This window comes from Metallococcus carri (assembly GCF_011440275.1).
GTDB lineage: Bacteria > Actinomycetota > Actinomycetes > Actinomycetales > Dermatophilaceae > Metallococcus > Metallococcus carri.
In genome coordinates this window covers 20,225-42,027 of sequence record NZ_JAAOIV010000016.1, presented here as the reverse complement: position 1 = coordinate 42,027, position 21,803 = coordinate 20,225, and the positions used below count along the sequence as shown (strand labels likewise).

Here is a 21,803-nt window from a genome sequence, read left to right as displayed (position 1 = left end):
ACCCCAAGAAGCCAAACGCTGCCTACGCGCCTACCTCACCCGCAAGATCTACCGCGTCCTGACCGCAGCACACCCCACACCACCACAACCCGACCTCACCGCCGCTTGACGAACATAGAAGCGTCGAAAGGGGTGGGGTCAGGAGTCGAAGCCGTGCTCGGGTGCGGGGAAGGCGCCGGACTCCACGTCTTCGCGGTATGCCGTGGCGGCGGCGATCAGGATCGAGCGCAGGTCGGCATACTTCTTGACGAAACGCGCCTGCTTGCCGCCGCGCAACCCGGCGAAGTCCTGCCAGACGAGCACCTGCGCGTCGCACTCGGCACCGGCGCCGATGCCGACGGTCGGGATCGACAGCTTCGCGGTGATCGTCGCAGCGACTGGGGCCGGCACCATCTCCATGACCAAAGCAAACGCGCCGGCATCCTGCAGCGCGAGCGCGTCGTCGACCAGTTCGCTGCCGGCCTCACCGCGGCCCTGCACCCGATAGCCGCCGAGCGCGTGCTCGCTCTGCGGGGTGAAACCGATGTGCGCCACCACGGGGATGCCGGCCTGGGTGAGCAGCTTGACCGTCGGCGCCATCTCCGCGCCACCCTCAAGCTTCACCGCGTGGGCGTTGCCCTCCTTCATCATCCGCACCGCGGTGTCGAAGGCCTGCTGCGGGTCGCGCTGGTAGCTGCCGAACGGCAGGTCCGCCACCACGAGCGCATACCGCACCGCGCCGCTCACCGCCCGCACCAGCGGGATCATCTCGTCCACGGTCACCGGCAGCGTCGTCTCGTAACCGAAGACGTTGTTGCCCGCCGAATCGCCGACCAGCAGCACGGGCACACCGGCCTCATCGAAGATCTGCGCGGTGTATTGGTCGTATGACGTGAGCATCGCCCACCGCTTGCCCTCCGCCTTCCACTGCTGCAGGTGGACGGTGCGCACGCGACGGCGCCCCGGGGACGCGACGGGTGGGTTGGTGCTTCCGGTGCCGTAGGGCGCGGGCTCCTCAGTCATGCTCGTCAGCGTAGTCAGCCCACCGGCACCGGCGCGGCGGTGGCAGGATTGCCGCCATGGATCGGCAACAGGAATTCGTCCTGCGCACCATCGAGGAGCGCGACATCCGGTTTGTGCGGGTGTGGTTCACCGATGTGCTCGGCACCTTGAAGTCGGTGGCGGTGGCCCCGGCAGAGCTCGAAGGCGCCTTCGCCGAGGGGATCGGCTTCGACGGCAGCTCGATCGAGGGCCTGGCGCGGGTCTACGAGTCCGACATGCTGGTGCGCCCGGACGCCAGCACCTTCCAGGTGTTGCCGTGGCGCGGTGAACGCCCGGGCACGGCGCGGATGTTCGCCGACATCCGGCTGCCCGACGGCACCCCGAGCAATGCCGACCCGCGCAACGTGCTGCAGCGCGCGCTCAGCCGGGCGGCCGAGCAGGGCCTGACCTTCTACACCCACCCCGAGATCGAGTTCTACCTCTTCGAGGAGCAGCTCGGCCCGAACGGCCAGCCGATCCCGGTCGACAACGCCGGCTTCTTCGACCACGTGCCGCGCGGCGCCGCCCACGACTTCCGCCGCGCCGCGATCTCGATGCTGGAGACGATGGGCATCTCGGTGGAGTTCAGCCACCACGAGAGCGGTCCCGGCCAGAACGAGATCGACCTGCGGTATGCCGATGCCCTCTCCACCGCGGACAACATCATGACCTTCCGCACGGTGGTCAAGGAGGTCGCTCTCGAGCGTGGCATCTTCGCCAGCTTCATGCCCAAACCCCTTGCGCTGCAACCGGGTTCGGGCATGCACACCCACGTGTCGCTGTTCGACGGTGACACCAATGCGTTCTTCGAGGCGGGCGCGCCATACCAACTCAGCCGCACGGCCCGCCGGTTCATCGCGGGGGTGCTCAAGCACGCTCCCGAGATGAGCGCGGTCACCAACCAATGGGTGAATTCCTACAAGCGGCTCTGGGGTGGCGCCGAGGCGCCCGCGCATGTCTGCTGGGGTCACAACAACCGCAGCGCGATGGTGCGCATCCCGATGTACAAGCCGATGAAGCGCCAGGCGACCCGGGTGGAGATCCGCTCGCTCGACCCGGCCTGCAATCCCTATCTCGCCTATGCGGTGATCCTGGCCGCCGGCATGAAGGGCATCGAGGGCGAATACGACCTGCCGCCCGAGGCCGAGGACGACGTGTGGGGGCTTACCGACCGCGAGCGCCGGGCGATGGGCATCGACCCGCTGCCGGCCTCGCTCGACCACGCGATCCACCTGATGGAGGAGAGCGAGTTGATGGCCGAGACACTCGGCGAGCATGTCTTCGAGTTCTTCCTGCGCAACAAGAAGGCCGAGTGGGCGGCCTATCGCGAGCAGGTCACGCCCTTCGAGCTCGAGCAGTATCTCGACCGGTTGTGAGCCGCACCGACTTGATCAAGGCCGGCGCCACGGACTCCGCGCGGGCCGCGGCGCTGCTCGACGAACTCGGCGACTGGGCGGCCCCTGACCTGCTGGAGTTGTTGCCTCAGAGCGCCGACCCGGATCAGTCCCTGCTCGGTCTGGTGCGCCTGAAGGAGGCCGACGACGCCGTATGGCGCCCGCTCGACGGGGCCGGCCGTTTGCGCCTGGTGACCGTGCTGGGCGCCTCGAGCGCGCTGACCGACCATCTCGTCCGGCGGCCGGAGCAGGTGGCGGACCTGGCCGAGGCAGCGCTCGGTGACCGGGCGGCATACGTGGACTTGCTGCGGGCGGATGTGGGGGAGCGGACCGGCACCGAGGCGCGGGACGCGCTGCGGGTGGCCTACCGGCGGCGGCTGGTGCAGATCGCCGCGATCGACACCAGTGGGTCGGCGACCGACCTGCTGCCGCGGGTGGCCGAGGCGCTCGCGGACCTGGCCAGCGCGACCTTGCAGGTGGCGCTCGACATCGCGACCCGCGAGCAGGACGACGCCGCCGATGCCCGGCTGTCGATCATCGCGATGGGCAAATGCGGGGCGCGCGAGCTCAACTACCTGAGCGATGTGGACGTGATCTTCGCGGCCGAGCCGGCGGACGGGGTCGATGAGGCGCACGCCCTGGAGGTCGCGACCAGGCTCGCGACCGAGGTGATGCGGATCTGTTCGGAGCACACCGGCGAGGGGACGCTCTGGCAGGTCGACGCGGCGCTGCGGCCGGAGGGCAACCAGGGTCCGCTCGTGCGCACGGTCCGCAGCCACCAGCAGTATTACGAGCGATGGGCCAAGACCTGGGAGTTCCAGGCGCTGCTCAAGGCGCGCCCGGTCGCGGGCGACGCCGAGGTGGGGCAGGCCTATCTCGAGGCGATGCAGCCGTTCGTGTGGCAGGCCTCCTCGCGCGACAACTTCGTCGAGGACGTGCAGGCGATGCGCCGCCGGGTCGAGGATCACGTGCCGCGTGGCGAGGCGGCGCGGCAGATCAAACTCGGCGCCGGCGGCCTGCGCGATGTCGAGTTCTCCATGCAGTTGCTGCAGCTCGTGCACGGCCGCACCGACGACCGGCTGCGGCTGCGCAGCACGCTCGCCGCCATCGACGCGCTGTCACGCCGGGGGTACATCGGCCGCACCGACGCGGCCGCGCTGGACGAGGCCTACCGCTTCCTGCGCGCCCTGGAGCACCGGATCCAGTTGTCCAAACTGCGCCGCACCCACCTGATGCCGACCTCGGAAGCAGAGTTGCGCCGGGTCGGCCGCGGGCTGGGCTTCCGCGAAACGCCCGAGGAGGCGGTGGTCACCCGCTGGAAGGAGACCGCTCGCGAGGTGCGCCGCCTGCACGAACGCATCTTCTACCGGCCGCTGCTGTCGGCCGTCGCCAAGCTGTCCGACGACGACGCGCGCCTCACGCTCGAGGGTGCGCAGGACCGGCTCGCCGCGCTCGGCTTCCGCGACCCCAAGGGGGCGATGCGGCACCTCGAGGCGCTGATGAGCGGGGTGAGCCGGCGGGCGGCGATCCAGCGGACCCTGCTGCCGGTGATGTTGCCGTGGTTCGCCAGCGAAGTGGACCCCGACCAGGGGCTGCTGGCCTTCCGCCGGATCAGCGACGAACTCGGCGGATCGCATTGGTATCTCAAGATGTTGCGCGACGAAGGGTCGGCCGCCGAGACCCTCGCCCGGGCGCTCGCCAAGAGCCGGTATGTCGCCGACCTCCTCGAGCGCGCACCCTCGGCGGTCGCGCTGGTCGGCGAGGCCGGGTCACTGACCCCGATCGACCGCGAAGCGATCATCACCGCGATGCGAGCCGCGGCGGCCCGCCAGGACGACGACGAACAGGCGATCGTCGGCCTGCGCTCCACGCGGCGCACCGAGCTGATCCGGATCGCCCTTGCCGACCTGTCCGGGACGATCGGGCTGGACGAGGTCGAGATCGCGCTGACCGACCTGACCGCGGCCACCTTGCACGTCGCCCTCGAGGTGGCGATCCGCTCCGTCGAGGCCGGGCTGGACCGGCCGTTCGCCACCGATATCGCGATCATCGGCATGGGCCGGCTCGGTGGCCGCGAGGTCGGCTACGCCAGCGACGCCGACGTGATGTTCGTGCACCGGCCCCGCGACGGTGCCGACGTCGCGGACGCCCAGGCCGACGCCGAAGCAGCGATCGCCTTCCTGCGCAAGCACCTGAGCAGCAGCGGCCCGGACCCCGTCCTCGGCGTGGACGCCGACCTGCGGCCCGAGGGCAAGGCCGGCCCGATCGTGCGCACCTTCGACTCGTATGCCGCCTACTACGAGCGCTGGTCCGAAGGCTGGGAGGCCCAGGCCCTGCTGCGGGCCACGCCCGTCGCTGGAGACGCCCAGCTCGGAGCCGACTTCATCGAGTTGATCAACCCGCTGAGGTGGCCCGAGGGCGGCATACCGGAGCAGGCCGTGCGGCAGATCCGCACGCTCAAGGCGCGGATGGAAGCCGAACGGATCCCGCGCGGCGGGGACAAGCGCACCCACTTCAAGCTCGGCATCGGCGGCCTCGCCGATGTGGAGTGGACGGTGCAGCTGACCCAGCTGCAGCACGCCCACGCCGTGCCCGAACTGCGCCGCACCGGCACCGCGACCACGCTGCAGGTGATGGCCGACCACGGGCTGATCTCCCAGGAGGACGCCGACCAGTTGCGCGATTCGTGGACGCTCGCGACCCGGTTGCGCAATGCCTCGGTGCTGTGGCGCGGCCGCCCGGTCGACGCCCTGCCGAGCGATTTGCACGACGCCAACGGCATCGCCCGCGTGCTCGGTTCGCCGGTCGGCACCGGCCACCAGCTGTCCGAGCGCTATCTGCGGGCCGCCCGCAAGGCCCGCAAGGTGGTGGACCGGGTGTTCTACGGGGTGGTCGCAGACAACGGCTGGGACCGCAACCCGACCCGGCGCTGACCCCGCCATACTTGCTCGGGTGACGCTCGTCCAGGTGCACGACCTCGCCGATGTGGTGGTCGTCGTCGGGTTCACCGCGTTGTGTGCCGCGCTGGCTGCGGTGATCGCCTGGCGGTCGCGCTTCGGAATCGCACGCGACCAACTGACCGCGGCGGCCCGCGCCACCGCTCAGCTCGCCGTCGTCGGGGCGATCATCACCGCAGTGCTGCACTCGTGGTGGTTCACCGCGCTCTTTTGCACCGCGATGATCGCCATCGCCGGACTCACCAGCGCGCGGCGGGTCACCGGTCACGCCACCGCCTGGACCCTCATCCCGGTCGCGACCGGTTCGCTCACCGGCGGCCTGGCGATCGCGGCCACCCGGCTGGTGCCGCTCACGCCGATCGCGACGGTGCCCGTGCTCGGCATCCTGATCGGCAACGCGATGACCGCCACCAGCCTCGCCGGGCGCTCGATGCACGCTGCGATGCGCGATCACTTCGAGGTGTATGCCGGGGCGCTCGCGCTCGGCCTGCCCGTGCCGGTGAGCGCCGACATCGTGGCGCGCCCGGCCGCACCGCTGGCGCTCGTCCCGGGGCTGGACCAGACCCGCACCGTGGGGCTGGTGACACTGCCCGGGGCCTTCGTCGGTGCCCTGCTCGGTGGTGCCTCCCCGGCGCAGGCCGCGGCCGTGCAGCTCATCGTGCTCGCCGCGCTGCTGCTGGTGCAGGCGGTGGCGGTGTCGCTCACCGTGCACTTGTTCGTGCGCGGCCGGCTCGGTCAGTTCCGTCCGGCGGGGTGAGGCGCACCGACACCGCACCTGCATGCCGTGACGCCACTCGCATGCGGAACCCGCACTCGTATGCCGTGACCACGGCATGCGAGTCGCTTGCCCGCATGTGAGTGGCCGGTCCGCATGCAGGCCCGCCCCCGAAGCGCCCCAGGACATGAGCCATGGCCCGCCGCCCGCCGTGCGGACGCCCGACGAGCCACCCGCGCACACTCACTAAAATCGCCACCATGTTGTCCCGAATCGATCTGCGCGGTCCGGCGCTGGCGTCCCTCGACGCCCGCGGGCTGCGCGAGAAGCTGCCGCGCGCCGAGTTCGACGTCGAGGCCGCACTGGAGACGGTGCGCCCGATCTGCGAACGCGTGCATCACGGCAGCGAGCGGGACGTGCTCGACCTGGACGAGCAGTTCGACAAGGTGCGCCCGCCCCAGCTGCGGGTGCCGGCGCAGATCATCGCCCAGGCCGTCGAGCAGCTCGACCCCGACGTGCGGGCGGCTCTCGAAGAGGCCATCCGCCGCGCCCGGCTGGTGCACAACGACCAGCGCCGCACCGATGTCACCACCCAGGTGGTGCCCGGTGGCGCCGTCACCGAGCGGTGGGTGCCGGTCGACCGCGTGGGTCTGTATGTGCCTGGGGGACAAGCGGTTTACCCCAGCAGCGTGGTGATGAACGTCGTCCCGGCGCAGGCCGCCGGGGTGCCGTCATTCGCCGTCGCGAGCCCGCCCCAGGCGGACAACTCCGGCGTCTTCGCCGGCTATCCGCACCCGACCATCCTCGCCGCGTGCGGTCTGCTCGGGGTCGAGGAGGTGTATGCCGTGGGCGGTGCCCAGGCCGTGGCCGTGTTCGCCTACGGCGTGCGCGACGAGGCCGGCGAGACGGTCTGCGAACCCGTCACCCTCGTCACCGGCCCCGGGAATGTCTATGTCACCGCAGCCAAGCGGCTGCTCAAGGGGCTGATCGGCATCGACTCCGAGGCGGGCCCGACCGAAATCGCGATCCTCGCCGACGATGCCGCCGACCCCGACCTGGTGGCGGCCGACCTGATCAGCCAGGCCGAGCACGACGAGCTCGCCGCCTCGGTGCTGGTGACCGACTCCACCGACCTCGCCGACGCCGTCGATGCGGCCGTCGCCCGGCGGGCCGCGGCGACCAAGCACACCGAGCGGGTGCAGGCCGCCCTCACCGGCCGCCAGTCCGGCATCGTGCTGGTCGACGGCCTCGATGACGGCGTGCGGGTGGTCGACGCCTATGCCGCCGAGCACCTGGAGATCCAGACCCGCGACGCGGCCCAGGTCGCCGCGCGCGTTCGCAACGCTGGCGCCATCTTCGTCGGTCCGTGGGCGCCGGTCAGCCTCGGCGACTACTGCGCCGGATCCAACCACGTGCTGCCGACCGGCGGATGTGCTTGCCACAGCAGCGGCCTGTCGGTGCAGTCCTTCCTGCGCGGCATCCACGTCGTCGACTACACCCGCGAGGCGCTCGCGGATGTCGCCTCGATGGTGGTGACCTTGGCCAACGCCGAGGACCTGCCCGCGCACGGCGAGGCGATCACGGCCCGGGCGACATCGTGAGCCTGCAGGATCTGCTGCGGCCCGACCTGCGCGGCCGCACGCCCTACGGTGCCCCGCAGCTGGACGTCCCGGTCGCGGTCAACACCAACGAATCCTCCTATCCCGTGCCCCCCGAGGTCGTGGAGACGATCCTGCGCCGGGTGGGTGAGGTCGCGCCGACCCTGAACCGCTATCCGGACCGGGAGTTCACCGCGCTCCGGCAGGCGCTCGCGGCATACCTCGCCCGCACGACCGGGGTGCCGCTGCAGACCGACCGGCTCTGGGCCGGCAACGGCTCCAACGAGGTGCTGCTGCACATCGTGCAGGCCTTCGGCGGCCACGGGCGCACCGCCCTCGGGTTCACCCCGTCCTACTCGATGCACCCGATCATCGCCGCCACCGCGGGCACGGCGTGGGTCGACGGGTTGCGCGACAGCGACCCCACGGTCTTCGACATCGACGCCGAGCTCGCGGTGCGCCAGGCTCGCGAGGCGGACCCGCAGGTGGTCTTCCTCTGCTCGCCGAACAACCCGACCGGCACCGCGCTCGACCTGGAGGTCGTGCGGGCGGTCTACGACGCGGCGCCGCGCGCGATCGTCGTCGTCGACGAGGCGTATGCCGAATTCGCCCGCCCCGGCACTCCGTCGGCGATCACGCTGCTCGAGGGCCGGGACCGGCTGGTCGTCACCCGGACCATGTCCAAGGCCTTCGCCTGCGCCGGCCTGCGGCTGGGTTATCTCACCGCGGCGCCCGAACTGATCGATCTGCTGCGGCTGGTGCGGATGCCCTACCACCTGTCGTCGGTGACCCAGGCGACCGCGCTCGCCGCCCTCGAACACGCCGACACCATGCTGTCGATGGTGGACGCGATCAAGGCCACCCGCGACCGGTTGGTCCAAGGCACGACGGACCTCGGCCTGCAGCCCGTACCCTCGGACGCGAACTTCGTGCTGGTGGGAGGGTTCGCGGACGCCCGGCATACCTGGCAGGCTCTGCTCGAGCGCGGGGTGCTGGTGCGCGATGTCGGCATACCGCACCACCTGCGGATCACGGCCGGCACGCCGGACGAGGCCGAGGCGGTCCTCGCCGCGCTCCGCGACGTGCTGGACACCACCGGGAAGGACGCTCGATGAATCGCACCGCGCACCTCACGCGCGAGACCAAGGAGTCCAAGGTCGACCTGCGCATCGACCTGGACGGCACCGGCAGCTACGAGGTGTCGACCGGCGTGCGGTTCTTCGACCACATGCTCGAGTCGTTCAGCAAGCACTCGCTGATCGACCTGCAGGTCACCACCGTGGGTGATGTCGACGTGGACGCGCACCACAGCGTCGAGGACACCGCGATCGTGCTCGGCGACGCGCTGCGCGAGGCGCTCGGCGACAAGTCCGGCATCAGCCGGTTCGGCGACGCGCTCGTGCCGCTGGACGAAGCGCTCGCGCAGGCGGTTGTCGACGTCGCCGGCCGGCCCTTCGTGGTGCACGAGGGTGAGCCGGAAGGGCAGATCTACGCGCTCATCGGCGGCAGCTACACCGGTTCGCTGACCCGGCACATCTTCGAGAGCATCGCTCACCACGCCGGCATCGCGCTGCACGTGCGGGTGCTGTCCGGGCGCGACCCGCACCACATCGTCGAGGCGCAGTTCAAGGCCTTCGCGCGGGCGCTGCGGGCCGCCGTCGAGCGCGACCCGCGCGTGGTCGGCATACCGAGCGCGAAGGGTGCGCTCTAAGCCGATGGCCGAGACGCTGCCGGGTCTGTTGCTGCTGCACGCCGACGCCAAGTCGGTCGACGGCTGGATCCGCCAAGGGGTGGTGCCGGCCTATGTGCTGCCCCAATCCGGTTGGACCGCAGTCGTTCCCGCGGGGCCGGCCCAGGCCAAGGATCCCTATCGTGACGGCATCGCGGTGCTCGCCAGCCGGCCGCTGCCGTCGCGGATGCGGCCGGCGTTGGGCTTCTTCGTGACCGACGGCCGCGCGGTCGTCGTCGTGCACCCACGTGGCTGGCGGGCGATCACCCGGTATGTCGTGTGGGAGCCTTCGCGCGGTGCGGTGCGGGCACCGCACCTGCCGCCGGCCCGGCCGGATGATCTGGTGCGTGCCGCCGGCGTCGTGCCCGAGGCCGTGGGTGAGGTGCGATCGCTGCTGCGCAGCCGCGAGGGCGATCCGGTCGAATTGCTGGACGACCTGGTGCGCGTGCTGGCCCTGCCCGGCGAGGGGTTGATCGGTGGCCGCGGCGTCAAGAGCGACCCCGAGGCGGTCCTCGTCGAGCCGCGGCGTAGCGCCGTCGAACGATTCGAACGGGTGGTCGCCGAAGACGACGAAGTCAGCGCGGAGCTGAGGGAGCACTCGTGAAACGCGTGGTCGTCCTCGACTACGGCAGCGGCAATGTGCGGTCCGTGGTGCGGATGCTCGAGCGCGTCGGCGCCGAGGTCACCTTGACCGGGGACGCCTCGGCGGCGCTGGCGGCCGACGGGCTCTATGTGCCGGGCGTCGGCAATTTTCACGCCTGCGTGGGCGCTCTCGTCGACTCCGGTGGGGCAGCCGTGGTGCGGTCGCGGGTCGAGGCCGGGCGGCCGGTGCTGGGTGTGTGCGTGGGCTTCCAGTCCTTCTTCGAGGACTCGACCGAGGAGGGCGGCGGGCGCCCGGGCCTGGGGCTCTGGACCGGCCAGGTGAGCCGGTTGCGCGCGCCGGTGGTGCCGCACATGGGCTGGTCGCCCGTGACCGTCGCCGCCGGATCGACGCTCTTTCGCGGGGTCGAGGACGAGCGCTTCTACTTCGTGCACTCCTTCGCGCCGCACTCCTTCGACGCACCGGCTCTCGTGTCGACCGCCGAGCATGGCGAACGGTTCGTGGCGGCCGTCGAGGACGGCGCGCTCGCCGGCACCCAGTTCCACCCGGAGAAGTCCGGTGACGCCGGCGCGCACCTGCTGACAAACTGGCTCGAAACCCTCTGAACGACAAAGGAATTCACCGTATGCCGACCGCCCCTCGCCTTGAGCTGCTGCCCGCCGTCGATGTCGTGGACGGGCAGGCGGTGCAACTCGTGCAGGGCGTTGCCGGGACCGGTGGCGAGTTCGGCGACCCGTGGGAGGCCGCCCGCGCGTGGCAGGAGCAGGGCGCGGAGTGGCTGCACCTGGTCGACCTCGACGCGGCCTTCGGGCGCGGGTCCAACCGGGAACTGCTCGCCTCGATCGTCGGGCGCCTGGACATCAAGGTGGAGATGTCCGGCGGCATCCGCGACGACGAGTCCCTGCGCGCCGCGCTGGCGAGCGGCTGCCGACGGGTCAACCTCGGCACGGCCGCTCTGGAGGACCCGGCCTGGACGGCGGCGGCGATCGCGGAGTTCGGCGACCGGGTGGCCGTGGGCCTAGACGTGCGGGGCACGACGCTCGCGGCGCGCGGCTGGACCAAGGAGGGCGGCGACCTCTACGAGACCTTGCAGCGCCTCGATGCCGAAGGCTGCGCCCGGTATGTCGTGACCGATGTGGCCAAGGACGGGATGCTGCAAGGCCCGAACCTCGGGCTGCTGGCGGACGTGTGTGCGCGCACGGACCGGCCGGTGGTGGCCTCCGGTGGCGTGTCGACGCTGCAGGACATTGCGGCGATTCGTGAGTTGGTGCCGGACGGTGTCGAGGGCGCGATCGTCGGGTCGGCGCTATACCGCGGTGCGTTCACACTGCCCGACGCGCTCGAGGTGGCTGGGCGTCCGTGATGGGTATGCCGGACGACCCGGCCGATTCCGCTGAGCGAGCTCACGGGGTGACGCGGGCCCCCAGCGGGCCGGCCGATTCCGCTGGTCAGAGTTGGCGCGGCCGCGAGGTGACGGACACCGGGTTCGGAGCCGACGACGGCTCGGCCGACGTGAATCTCCTTGCGGCACTGCGCAATCCGGACGATGAAACCAACCTGATGCGTGTGCTGTCGACCGCCCGGTTGCTGGTGCCGATCGTGGCCGCGCCGACCGAGGTAGTGCACGAGGGAGCGCTGACCGCCGACAAGAGCGCCGATATGGCGGTCGCGACCCTCGTGTCGCCGGAGGGCATGCGCGCCCTGCCGGTCTTCAGCGGCATGCCCGAGTTGCAGGCCTGGGATCCGGCCGCCCGGCCCTCACCGGTCACCTCCGCGCGGGCGGCTCAGGCAGCGATCAGCGAACGCTGCGACGTGATGGTGGTGGACCTCGCCGGGCCGTCCCCGGTGACGCTGCGACCCAGCATGGTCTGGGCGCTGGCGACGGGTCGCGACTGGCAACCGGCATACCTCGATGGGCACGTGCGGGCGGCCGTGGAGGCGGCCGTCCGCGACGAACCGGACGTGGCGTCCGCCGAATGCGAGGCGGGGGAGAACGGGGCGCTGCGGGTAGTGCTGTTCGTGCGGGACGGGCTCGATTCGGCTGCGCTGCAAGGGATCGCGCAGCGCGTGGGGGAGCGCATCGCAACCGACGGCGAAACCCGGGCTCGGATCGACGCCCTCACCTTCGCCATCCGCCCCACACCCGCGAAACGTCACTAGTGCTTCGCGAAACGTCACCAGTTCCTCCCGAAACGTCACTAGTGCTTCGCGAAACGTCACCAGTTCCTCCCGAAACGTCACTCCACGCCGACCGGCTCTTATTGCCGCCCGCTCGGGCGGTGATGAGTGCCCGCTCGGCGAGAGGTCAGGCACCCGCCAGCCAGGCGTCGATGCGAGCCCATTGCTCATCCAGCCACTGCTGAACCCCGTTGTCCGCCAACGCCTTTCGCGGGTCGCCCACCTGCGACACGTCCAACCCCTCGGCCGGCAACACGGCCACGGTCACCGGGGTGGGTTCGCGCAGCCAGGCCCAGATCGGCCCCACGCCGGTGAGATGCTGCAGCCCGCGATGCGCCGTCAGCACCGGCACGGTGTCCGGTCGCTCCGCGAGCACGCGCAGCACTCCACCGGATCGCGGCCGCAGCACCCGCGGATGATCGCCGAGCCACTCGGCCACCGCATCCTCGCCCTCGGCGATGGCTTCTTCGCGGTCCTCGTCGTGCCGTCCCGGGGTCCAGTTGCGCCCCTCCGGGAAGATCAGCACCCCCTCGCCGTCGCGCACCGAGCGCACGAACTGCGCGAGCAGCTCCTGCCGCCGCGCATAAGGCACCCGCGCACTCGGCAGGAAATACGCCCCGAGCCGCCGCAGCAGGTAGTCCATCGCCGGGTCCCATAGCAGCATCCGCTTCAGCACGATGCGTGGCACACGATGCAGGTATGCCGAGATCACGTGCGCCAGCAACAGCGAATCGCCCACTCCCGCATGGTTTCCCAGCACGAGGTATGCCGACCGCCCTCCTCCCAGCGCCTCGTCTCCTTCGACGGTGAGCCGCAGCCCGGCCCACCGCCCGGCCCGGTCGACGAATCGGTCCAGGTGGCGATCCAGGGCCTGCTGGTGCAGGGTGGTCCACCGCGATCTGGGCGCCCGACCGGTGGCGGTGAGCAGGGAGATGCGCCAGCAGGCGAACACGATGGACACATCGAGTAGCACCGCGGCATACGCCATACCGAAAAGCCGTGCGGGAGTGCGGGCCCAGCGCCACCGGGCGAACAGCGACAGCACCCAGGCGGGCAGGCCGAGGACGGCCAGCGCGACGGGCACCGCGAGCAGGTAGAGCGGGTCGCGCACGATCCGCCGCACGGGGGTCGGCGGGACCGGGATGTTCACGGCAGGGGGTGTTCGTCGAGGTGCCGCGCGGCGGCGTCATAGGCCGACTCGATCCGCCGCTGCACGAAGGCCCGGTTGAGGTGCAGCAGCGACATGGTCGGTGCGTCGTCGGTGCCGCTCGGCAGCACGGTCACCTCGACGGTGGCCGGCAGCGTCGCGATCTCCTCCATGTAGCGGTGGCGGCGGGCGATCTCGAAGGCGACTTGGCCGACCTCCCACGGCCAGCGCGGGGGAGCGAGTGGTTGTTCGACCCGCCCCACGTGCAGCACGTAGATGCGTTCCGCGCCGAGTTGCACCGCGCGGCCGACGGGGATCGAGTGCACCAGTCCGCCGTCGAAGAAGTGCTCGTCGCCGACCTTGATCGGTGGGAAGAGCCCCGGCACGGCGCAGGATGCGAGCACGCCCTCGGCGAGTGGACCGGACGAAAACCAGTGTGCGACAGAGCGTTCCACGCTCGCCGCGACGCACTGGAAGGGCACGGCCAGCTCTTCGAAGGTCGTCACCGGCAGCTCCTCGCGAAGGAGCCGCAGGAACGAACCCGCGGCATACACGTGGGTGCGCAGGCGGCCCGCGCGCACCCGCGACCGGCGCTTGCCGGTCGAGGACATCGACGCCGACCGGGTCGACTTTTCGAAGATGCCGCGCACCGAGGTCAGGTGTGACCAGGTGCCGGCCAGGTCGTCCAGGCCCTCGACGCTCGGGTTGGCGGCGACGAAGGCCCCGTTGACCGCGCCGATGCTGGTGCCGACGACCAGGTCGGGCCGGATGTCACGCTCGAAGAGCGCGCGCAGCGACCCGATCTGGGTGGCGCCGAGGACACCGCCGCCGCCCAGCACGAACGCGGTCGTGGGGCGGCGGTCGGTCACGAGCGGGCGCGGGTCAGAGGTTGATCATGTGGCCGGCGATGCCCTCGACGGCTTCCTTGACCGCTTCGCCGAGGGTCGGGTGGGCGAAGATGTTGCGGGAGATCTCGTCGGCGGTGAGGTCCCACTGGACGGCCAGGTTGAGCACGGGCAGCAGCTCGGTCACGTCCGGGCCGATGAGGTGGGCACCGACGATCTCGTTGTGCTCGGCGTCGGCGACGATCTTGACGAAGCCGACTGCTTCGCCGAGACCCTGGGCTTTTCCGTTGGCGCTGAAGGGGAATGACGCGGTCTTGACGTCATAACCCTTCTCCTTGGCCTGCGCCTCGGTGTAGCCGAAGGAGGCGATCTGCGGCTGGCAGTAGGTCGCGCGGGGGATCATCGGGATGTCGACCGGCATGGTCTCCGCGCCGGCGATGACCTCGGCCGCGACCACACCCTGCGCCTCGGCGGTGTGGGCGAGCATCAACTTGCCGGTCACGTCACCGATCGCGTAGACGCCCTCGACATTGGTGCGGCCGAAGTCGTCGGTCTCGATCGCGCCTCGGTCGGTGGTCTTGACCCCGATGTTCTCCAGGCCGTAGCCGTCCAGGCGGGGCGCGAAGCCGATCGCCTGCAGCACCTTGTCCGCCTCCAGCACCTGCTGGTCGCCGCCACCCGCGGGGGAGACGGTGACCTTGACCTTGTCGCCAGAGTCGTCGATGGACTCGACCTTGGTGCTGGTGAGCACCTTCACGCCGAGCTTCTTGTAGTGGCGCGCGAGCTCCTTGGAGATGTCGGCGTCCTCGGTCGGCACCATCCGGTCGAGGAACTCCACGATCGTCACGTCGACGCCGAAATTGGCCATCACATAAGCGAATTCGACCCCGATGGCACCGGACCCGGCGATGATGATCGAGTCGGGGAGCTCGGCGTCGAGGATCTGCTCCTCGTAGGTCACGACCTTGTCCGACACCGTGGTGCCCGGGATCAGCCGGGTTGTTGCGCCGGTCGCGAGGATGAGGTTGGTGCAGGTGACGGTGTTGGTGCTGCCGTCCTTGAGCTTGACCTCGATCGTGTGCGGGTCCTTGAGCGTGCCCCAGCCGTCGATCTCGGTGATCTTGTTCTTCTTCATCAAGTAGTGGACACCCTTGACGATGCCCTCGCTCACCGTGCGGCTGCGCGCGTGGGTGACGCCGTAGTCCATCGTCGCGTCACCGGAGATGCCGAACTTGTCCTTCTCCTTGGTCAGGATGTGCGCCAGCTCGGCATTGCGCAGCAGCGCCTTGCTCGGGATGCATCCGACATTGAGGCAGACACCTCCCCAGTATTTGTCTTCGATGACGGCGGTGTTGAGCCCGAGTTGGGAGGCGCGGATCGCCGCGACATACCCACCAGGACCGGCACCGAGGACGACGACGTCATAGTGATCTGCCACGAAGCCGACTCTAACGCGGTATGCCGAGCGCCGGTCACTCGGTGCCCGCCCTCGCTTCCAGCGTGGTCACGCGGGTCACGCGCTCCACGGGGAGCTCGGCATACAGGTGGGGAAACTCCTCGCCGGTCGCGGGGTCACCGACCTCCCAGCGCACGTCGAGACCGCTCGTGTCCAGGTGCAGCAGGCGCAGGTCGGCATCCGGCAGGTCGCCATAGAAGCGCTCGCGCACCCCGCGCCACTGCTCCGCGGTGGACAGGTGCACGAAGCCTTCCTCGGCGACGGTCCGGCCGCGGGTCGACCAGGGATAGCGGCCGGACTTCTGCGCGGCCTCCCAGTCCCGCGCGACGGCCAGGTGCAGCAGCTCCGCCTGATTCTGGGTATGCCGTTCGAGCAGCCGGCGGGCGAGTTCGTCGTCGACGACCAGGGTGTCCACGATGCCGGCGCGCCGCGCGGCGAGGACCGCGTCGGCCTGCTCGGGACCGACGACCACGCCGATGACCCGCCCGATCCGCCGAAGCTGTGCACCACTGGCGCCGATGATGCGGGCGGACAGATCGGAGTTCACGTCCTGGCCGTCGCGGTCCAGGAAGACACCACTCACCTCGCCGACCGCACCGGCCGCGGCGAGTTGGGCGTGCTCGTCGGCGTTCGCACTGTCGAACAGCGTGGAGCGGCCGGGCAACCACGCGCCGACTCCGACGACCGCGAGGGTGACGGTGTCCGCAGCCGCAAGCGCGTCCGCGACCGACGGCTGCCGGCGCAGCATCTGCGCGCTGTCGGCGTCGGTGGCGACGAGCGGCGCATAGAACAGGTGTGCCGGGCCGCCGCCGAGTCGAGCCGCGTCGCGCACGATGTCGACGGGGGAGTCGAGGTCGACCGCGGTGAGGGCGCCGCTCAGCTGCACGACCGGGACCGGTGGCAGCGACACCAGGGCGCTCACGGTCCACGACACCTTGCGCGACCACGGCAGGCCCAGCACGTCGCGCTCGCCGATGAGCCGGTGCACTTCCGCGGCGGCGAGGGTGCCCATCGCCCGAGCAAGCGCGGGCTGCGACAGCGATGCGCTGTCGGCGAGCACGACGGCATGGTTGAGGTCGAGTGCCTCACCCAGCCGCGCCGACAGCGTCGTGTCCACGCCGGCGTCGTCGACGATCTCGATCCGGACGATGCCGCGCTCGCGAGCCTCGGCCAGCAACCGGGCGACCTTGAAGCGGCTCAGCCCCAGGTCCCGTGCGATCTCGACCTTGGTCTGGTCCTGCAGCAGGTAGCGGCGAGCGATGGTGGCGAGCAGCGCGCGGTCGGGCTGCGGTTCGGACGGGGTCATCGCCCGGCCGGCGAGATGCGTGCGGGCGACATATTCACACGCGCCATGTTATCTGCAACACTCGCACTCATATGGGCAATACGTGCTCATATGAGCAAGCGGAGGCGGCGGATGACAGTCCGAAGGACAGCGGTGGCCGGATGCGCCGCAGCGCTCGCGGCGGCATCAGTCAGTGGCTGTGCCGGCTGGGGCGGCGGGATCGGCGGCGGAGGGCCGGACAGCATCAACGTGCTGATGGTCAACAACGCCCAGATGATCGACCTGCAACAGCTCGCGCCGGAGTTCACCCGGCAGACCGGCATCAAGGTCAACTTCACGGTGCTGCCCGAGAACGATCTGCGCGACAAGGCCAGTCAGGAGTTCTCCAGCCAGGCCGGGCAGTATGACGTCGCCACCTTGTCGAACTTCGAGATCCCGATCTACGCCAAGAGCGGTTGGGTCGCCTCGATGAGCCCGTTGATCGCCAAGGACCCCGGCTTCGACCAGAACGACATCCTGCCCTCGATGCGGTCGGCGCTCTCGGTCGGCGGCCAGGTCTATGGCGAACCGTTCTACGGCGAGTCGTCGTTTTTGATGTACCGCAAGGACATCCTGGCGAGCAAGGGCGTGACGATGCCCGCCCAGCCGACCTGGCAGCAGGTCGCGCGGATCGCCGCCACCGTGGACCGGGCCCGGCCGGGCATGCGCGGCATCTGCCTGCGCGGCCAACCCGGCTGGGGACAGTTGTTCGCGCCGCTCACCACGGTCGTCAACACCTTCGGGGGCACCTGGTTCAGCAAGGACTGGCAGGCCCAGGTCAACTCACCGACCTTCACCCAGGCCACGTTGTTCTATGTCGACCTGGTGCGCAAGCACGGTGAGGCCGGCGCCCCGCAGGCCGGCTTCACCGAGTGCCTCAACAACCTCACCCAGGGCAATGTGGCGATGTGGTATGACGCCACCTCGGCGGCGGGTTCGCTGGAGGGAAGCGATTCACCGGTCAGGGGCAAGATCGGTTACGCCCCCGCGCCGGTGGTCAAGACCAAGAGCTCCGGCTGGCTCTACACCTGGGCGTGGGCGATCGAGCAGGCAAGTCCCAAGAAGGACGCGGCCTGGAAGTTCGTCTCCTGGGCGAGCGGCAAGCAGTACGAGAATCTCGTGGGTCAGCGGCTGGGCTGGTCCCGCGTCCCCGCCGGCAAGCGGGCCTCGACCTACAGCAATCCGAACTACCTCAAGCAGGCCGGCGCGTTCGCCCAGCAGACCAAGACCGCAATCACCTCGGCCAACCCGAACAACCCCGGCATACAGCCGCGGCCGGCACCCGGGATCCAGTTCGTCGACATACCGGAATTTCCCGACCTGGGCACCCAGGTGAGCCAGGACGTGAGCTCGGCGATCGCGGGCAAGAAGACCGTGAAAGAGGCCCTCGACCGTGGCCAGAGCCTCGCCGAGGACGTGGCCAAGAGCTACCGCAAGAGGGAGGGCATCAAGTGAGCACCGCCACCAGCGAGCGCGCCACCGCCACCGACAACACGGCCTTGCAGAAGGCCGGTGCGTGGGCGCGCCGGGCACCGCTGCTGCCCGCGCTGATCTTCATGATCGTCGTCACGCAGTTGCCCTTCGTGGTCACCATCGTGGTGTCGTTCATGAATTGGAATGCCTACTACCCCAAGGATCGCGGCTTCGCGGGCATCGACAACTTCGTCACCGTCCTCACCGACATCAATGCCCGCCAGGCGATCCTGGTCACCGTTTTGCTCACGGCGCTCGTGGTGCTGCTGAGCCTGCTGCTCGGGCTCGGCATCGCGCTGCTGCTGGACCGCAGCTTCCGCGGCAGGGGGTGGTGCGCACCATGATGATCACGCCCTTCCTCATCGTGCCGGTGGCCGCGGCGCTGCTGTGGAAGCACGCGTTGTTCAACCCGGAGTACGGGCTGCTGAACGGCATGATGAAGAGCATCTTCGGCGCGGGTGTCGCCCAACCGGACTGGATCACCGACCATCCGATCGGGTCGATCGTCGTCGCGCTGGTGTGGCAGTGGACGCCCTTCATGATGCTGATCCTGCTGGCCGGGCTGCAGAGCCGGCCGATGGACGTGGTCGAAGCGGCGCGCATCGACGGCGCCTCGACCTGGCAGATCTTCACCCATATGACGCTGCCGCACCTGCGCCAGTACATGGAGCTGGCGACCGTGCTCGGCGCGATCTACATCGTGCAGAACTTCGATGCCGTCTTCACCATCACCTCGGGCGGGCTCGGCTCGGCCAATCTGCCGTACTACATCTACCAAACCTTCTACCAGGCCCATGACTACGGACGAGCCTCCGCCGCCGGCGTCGTTGTGGTGATCGGGACGATCCTGCTCGCCACCGTCGCCTTGCGCACCGTGCTCAGCCTGTTCCGTGAGGAGACCCGATGACTGCCACCGCCAAGCCGGCCGCGCCATCCCGCGGCGGCACCGACACACCCCGGCGTTCCGGTCTGCTGCTGACCGCGGCGGCGTGGTTCGTGGGCGTGCTGTTCGTCTTCCCCGTGCTGTGGATGATCCTCACCTCCTTCCACAAGGAGACCGACGCCGCGAGCAACCCGCCCAAATTCTTCGCGCCGCTCAGCCTGGACGGCTACCGCGCGTTCTTCGACGCCGGACCCTGGCCACCGATCCTCAACTCGCTCACCGCGAGCATCGTGTCCACCGTTTTGGTGATCGCGCTGGGCCTGCCCGCGGCATACGCGCTGTCGATCCGGCCGGTGAAGAAGTGGAGCGACGTGCTGTTCTTCTTCCTGTCGACCAAGTTCCTGCCGGTCGTCGCGGGGCTGCTGCCGGTCTACCTATTCGCCCAGAAGGTCGGCATGCTCGACAACATCTGGTTGCTCGTCATCCTCTACACCTCGATGAACCTGCCGATCGCGGTCTGGATGCTGCGCTCGTTCCTCGCCGAGGTGCCCGACGAGATGCTGGAGGCCGCGCAGGTCGATGGTGCCGGTCTGCTGCGCACGCTGCGCGAGATCATTGCGCCGGTGATCATGCCGGGCATCGCGAGCGCCGGCCTGATCTGCTTCATCTTCAGCTGGAACGAGCTGTTGTTCGCCCGGGTGCTGACCGGCACCCGCGCCGGCACCGCCCCGGTCTTCCTCACCGGCTTCGTCACTAGCCAGGGGTTGTTCCTGGCCAAGGTGTGTGCGGCGTCGCTGGTCGTGTCCCTGCCGGTGCTGGCCGCCGGTTTCGCCGCCCAGGACAAGCTGGTGCAGGGGTTGTCGATGGGTGCGGTCCGATGAGTGCAGCGGTTCCGTTGTCCGACGCCACTTCGGACCGGCTCGCGGACTCGGTCGCACGACCGGCATACGACCGCTCGAGGGTGACCCCGGGCATCGTGCACCTCGGTGTGGGCGGCTTCCACCGGGCCCACCAGGCGATGTACCTCGACCGGTTGATGAGCCAGGGCGTCGCCCTCGACTGGGGGATCGTCGGGGTCGGCGTGCTCCCGCAGGACGACCGCATCGTGCAGATCCTGAACCGCCAGGACGGGCTCTACACGCTGGTGGAAAAGCATCCCGACGGGGAGCTCGTGCCCCGGGTGATCGGCTCGATCCAGCGGATGCTGCACGCTCCGGCCGACCCCGAGGCGGTGCTCGCGGCGATGACGGACCCGGCGATTCGCATCGTCTCGCTCACCATCACCGAAGGCTCCTATCTCGTCGATCAGGTCACCGGAGAGTTCGAGGCCGATCACCCGTCGCTTCAGGGGGACTTGCGGCCGGACGCCATACCGGCGACGGCGTTCGGTTTCGTCGTCGAGGCGCTCCGGCGGCGCAGAGCGGCGGGCACACCACCGTTCACCGTGATGTCCTGCGACAACCTGCCCGGCAATGGTGATGTGGCGCGCGCGACGATGACCGCGTTCGCGCGTCTGAAGGACGCCGAGCTGGCGGACTGGATGGACGCCCAGGTGGCCTTCCCCAACAGCATGGTCGACCGGATCACCCCGGTGACGACACCGCAGGACATCGAGCAGTTGGCGGATGGCTTCGGCGTCGCCGACGGGTGGCCGGTCGTCTGCGAGCCGTTCACCCAGTGGGTGCTGCAGGATCGCTTCGTCGACGGGCGCCCGCCGTGGCAGGACGCCGGCGTGCAACTCGTGGACGATGTGGTGCCCTACGAGCTGATGAAGCTGCGGCTGCTCAATGCCAGCCACCAGGCGCTGTGTTATCTGGGCTATCTCGCCGGCTATCGGTATGCCCACGAGGTCGCCCAAGATCCGCTCTTCGCGGAGTTCCTGCTCGGTTATATGGGCAGCGAGGGCCGGCCCACGCTGCCGGACGTGCCTGGCGTGGATCTGGCGGCTTACAGCCGCCAACTGATCGAGCGGTTCGCCAACCCGCAGGTGCGCGACACCCTCGCGCGGTTGTGTGCCGAGAGCTCGGACCGCATCCCCAAGTGGCTCGTCCCGGTCATTCAGGCTGACCTCGCCGCCGGTCGCCCGGTCGAGCGCTCGGCCCTGGTCGTCGCGTCGTGGGCGAGGTATGCCGAGGGCGTGGACGAGCAGGGGCAGCCGATCGACATCGTGGACCACCGCAAGGAGGCGGTGATGGCGGCGGCGCAGCGGCAGGCCGAGGAACCCCTGGCCTTCCTCGCCGACCGCACGCTCTTCGGTGACCTGGCGCAGCAGCCGGCCTTCACCACGCCATACCTGCAGGCGCTGAAGTCGTTGCACGACAAGGGTTCTCGCGCGACCTTGGCGGAGTGGGTGACCCGGTTGCGCTGAGCCCATCGCTGGGCGTTGTCGGTAGCGGGTGAGAGGTTCGTCATACCACCGGGTGTGGGGCATAAATCGGGTGGCGTCGAACATTTCGATATGGAAGCATTGAAGGGTCGCCGAG

The 21,803-nt window shown here is 69.8% G+C and carries 18 protein-coding genes and 1 pseudogene; 14 read left to right on the top strand and 5 right to left on the bottom strand.

The genetic code is table 11. From position 1 onward, the window contains the following. Window positions 1-138: 138 nt before the first annotated feature. Complete coding sequence (panB, locus tag G9U51_RS16750; protein ID WP_166198720.1) at window positions 139-1,002, bottom strand: 3-methyl-2-oxobutanoate hydroxymethyltransferase; 864 nt, start codon at window positions 1,000-1,002, stop codon at window positions 139-141. A 56-nt stretch (window positions 1,003-1,058) separates the two neighbouring features. Between panB and G9U51_RS17575 the strand changes: the two genes are divergently transcribed. The 10 genes from G9U51_RS17575 (at window position 1,059) to G9U51_RS16710 (ending at window position 12,174) form a co-directional block, all read left to right on the top strand. Further along, a complete protein-coding gene (locus tag G9U51_RS17575) occupies window positions 1,059-2,396 on the top strand; it encodes a glutamine synthetase family protein (RefSeq protein ID WP_235946323.1) in 1,338 nt (445 codons plus the stop codon). Further along, window positions 2,393-5,347: a bifunctional [glutamine synthetase] adenylyltransferase/[glutamine synthetase]-adenylyl-L-tyrosine phosphorylase gene (locus G9U51_RS16745; RefSeq protein WP_328823527.1), complete on the top strand. Its 2,955-nt coding sequence runs from the start codon at window positions 2,393-2,395 to the stop codon at window positions 5,345-5,347. The genes G9U51_RS17575 and G9U51_RS16745 overlap by 4 nt, the downstream gene beginning before the upstream one ends. Window positions 5,348-5,366: 19 nt before the next feature. Beyond that, window positions 5,367-6,128: an ABC transporter permease gene (locus G9U51_RS16740; RefSeq protein ID WP_328823526.1), complete on the top strand. Its 762-nt coding sequence runs from the start codon at window positions 5,367-5,369 to the stop codon at window positions 6,126-6,128. Window positions 6,129-6,346: 218 nt separating this feature from the next. Beyond that, window positions 6,347-7,687 carry a histidinol dehydrogenase gene (gene hisD, locus G9U51_RS17140; protein WP_207948426.1) on the top strand — a complete coding sequence of 447 codons (1,341 nt, stop codon included), beginning with the start codon at window positions 6,347-6,349 and terminating at the stop codon, window positions 7,685-7,687. Next, window positions 7,681-8,799, top strand: a complete 1,119-nt coding sequence (locus G9U51_RS16735) for a histidinol-phosphate transaminase (protein ID WP_328823528.1) — start codon at window positions 7,681-7,683, stop codon at window positions 8,797-8,799. The genes hisD and G9U51_RS16735 overlap by 7 nt, the downstream gene beginning before the upstream one ends. Continuing rightward, on the top strand, window positions 8,796-9,395 hold the full coding sequence (hisB, locus tag G9U51_RS16730) for an imidazoleglycerol-phosphate dehydratase HisB (RefSeq protein WP_166198714.1): 600 nt from the start codon (window positions 8,796-8,798) through the stop codon (window positions 9,393-9,395). Before G9U51_RS16735 ends, hisB begins: the two co-directional genes overlap by 4 nt. A 4-nt stretch (window positions 9,396-9,399) precedes the next feature. Beyond that, window positions 9,400-10,017 (top strand): hypothetical protein, encoded by a 618-nt coding sequence (locus G9U51_RS16725; RefSeq protein WP_166198712.1) that lies wholly within the window; start codon window positions 9,400-9,402, stop codon window positions 10,015-10,017. Beyond that, on the top strand, window positions 10,014-10,619 hold the full coding sequence (hisH, locus tag G9U51_RS16720) for an imidazole glycerol phosphate synthase subunit HisH (RefSeq protein ID WP_166198710.1): 606 nt from the start codon (window positions 10,014-10,016) through the stop codon (window positions 10,617-10,619). Before G9U51_RS16725 ends, hisH begins: the two co-directional genes overlap by 4 nt. Window positions 10,620-10,639: 20 nt before the next feature. Beyond that, window positions 10,640-11,377: a bifunctional 1-(5-phosphoribosyl)-5-((5-phosphoribosylamino)methylideneamino)imidazole-4-carboxamide isomerase/phosphoribosylanthranilate isomerase PriA gene (priA, locus tag G9U51_RS16715; protein WP_166198708.1), complete on the top strand. Its 738-nt coding sequence runs from the start codon at window positions 10,640-10,642 to the stop codon at window positions 11,375-11,377. A 107-nt stretch (window positions 11,378-11,484) separates the two neighbouring features. Further along, a complete protein-coding gene (locus tag G9U51_RS16710) occupies window positions 11,485-12,174 on the top strand; it encodes an SseB family protein (RefSeq protein ID WP_328823525.1) in 690 nt (229 codons plus the stop codon). Window positions 12,175-12,319: 145 nt separating this feature from the next. Here G9U51_RS16710 and G9U51_RS16705 read toward each other — a convergent pair whose 3' ends face one another. Genes G9U51_RS16705 through G9U51_RS16690 form a run of 4 tightly spaced genes read right to left on the bottom strand, consistent with a single transcriptional unit; the run spans window position 12,320 to window position 16,946 of the window. Continuing rightward, on the bottom strand, window positions 12,320-13,342 hold the full coding sequence (locus G9U51_RS16705) for a lysophospholipid acyltransferase family protein (protein ID WP_166198704.1): 1,023 nt from the start codon (window positions 13,340-13,342) through the stop codon (window positions 12,320-12,322). After that, on the bottom strand, window positions 13,339-14,208 hold the full coding sequence (locus tag G9U51_RS16700) for a patatin-like phospholipase family protein (protein ID WP_166198702.1): 870 nt from the start codon (window positions 14,206-14,208) through the stop codon (window positions 13,339-13,341). Before G9U51_RS16700 ends, G9U51_RS16705 begins: the two co-directional genes overlap by 4 nt. A 13-nt stretch (window positions 14,209-14,221) precedes the next feature. Further along, a complete protein-coding gene (lpdA, locus tag G9U51_RS16695) occupies window positions 14,222-15,622 on the bottom strand; it encodes a dihydrolipoyl dehydrogenase (protein WP_166198700.1) in 1,401 nt (466 codons plus the stop codon). Between the two features lie 34 nt (window positions 15,623-15,656). Continuing rightward, on the bottom strand, window positions 15,657-16,946 hold the full coding sequence (locus tag G9U51_RS16690; RefSeq protein WP_166198698.1) for a DUF952 domain-containing protein: 1,290 nt from the start codon (window positions 16,944-16,946) through the stop codon (window positions 15,657-15,659). A gap of 111 nt (window positions 16,947-17,057) precedes the next feature. Between G9U51_RS16690 and G9U51_RS16685 the strand changes: the two genes are divergently transcribed. From G9U51_RS16685 to G9U51_RS16670, 4 genes and pseudogenes are all read left to right on the top strand, one after another. Beyond that, window positions 17,058-18,419 carry an ABC transporter substrate-binding protein gene (locus tag G9U51_RS16685; protein WP_166198696.1) on the top strand — a complete coding sequence of 454 codons (1,362 nt, stop codon included), beginning with the start codon at window positions 17,058-17,060 and terminating at the stop codon, window positions 18,417-18,419. Beyond that, window positions 18,416-19,344 (top strand): annotated as a pseudogene (locus G9U51_RS16680) (carbohydrate ABC transporter permease). The gene G9U51_RS16685 and the pseudogene G9U51_RS16680 overlap by 4 nt, the downstream one beginning before the upstream one ends. Beyond that, window positions 19,341-20,201 carry a carbohydrate ABC transporter permease gene (locus tag G9U51_RS16675; protein WP_166198694.1) on the top strand — a complete coding sequence of 287 codons (861 nt, stop codon included), beginning with the start codon at window positions 19,341-19,343 and terminating at the stop codon, window positions 20,199-20,201. Before G9U51_RS16680 ends, G9U51_RS16675 begins: the two are co-directional and overlap by 4 nt. Then, window positions 20,198-21,688: a mannitol dehydrogenase family protein gene (locus tag G9U51_RS16670; RefSeq protein WP_166198692.1), complete on the top strand. Its 1,491-nt coding sequence runs from the start codon at window positions 20,198-20,200 to the stop codon at window positions 21,686-21,688. Before G9U51_RS16675 ends, G9U51_RS16670 begins: the two co-directional genes overlap by 4 nt. Window positions 21,689-21,803: the final 115 nt, after the last annotated feature.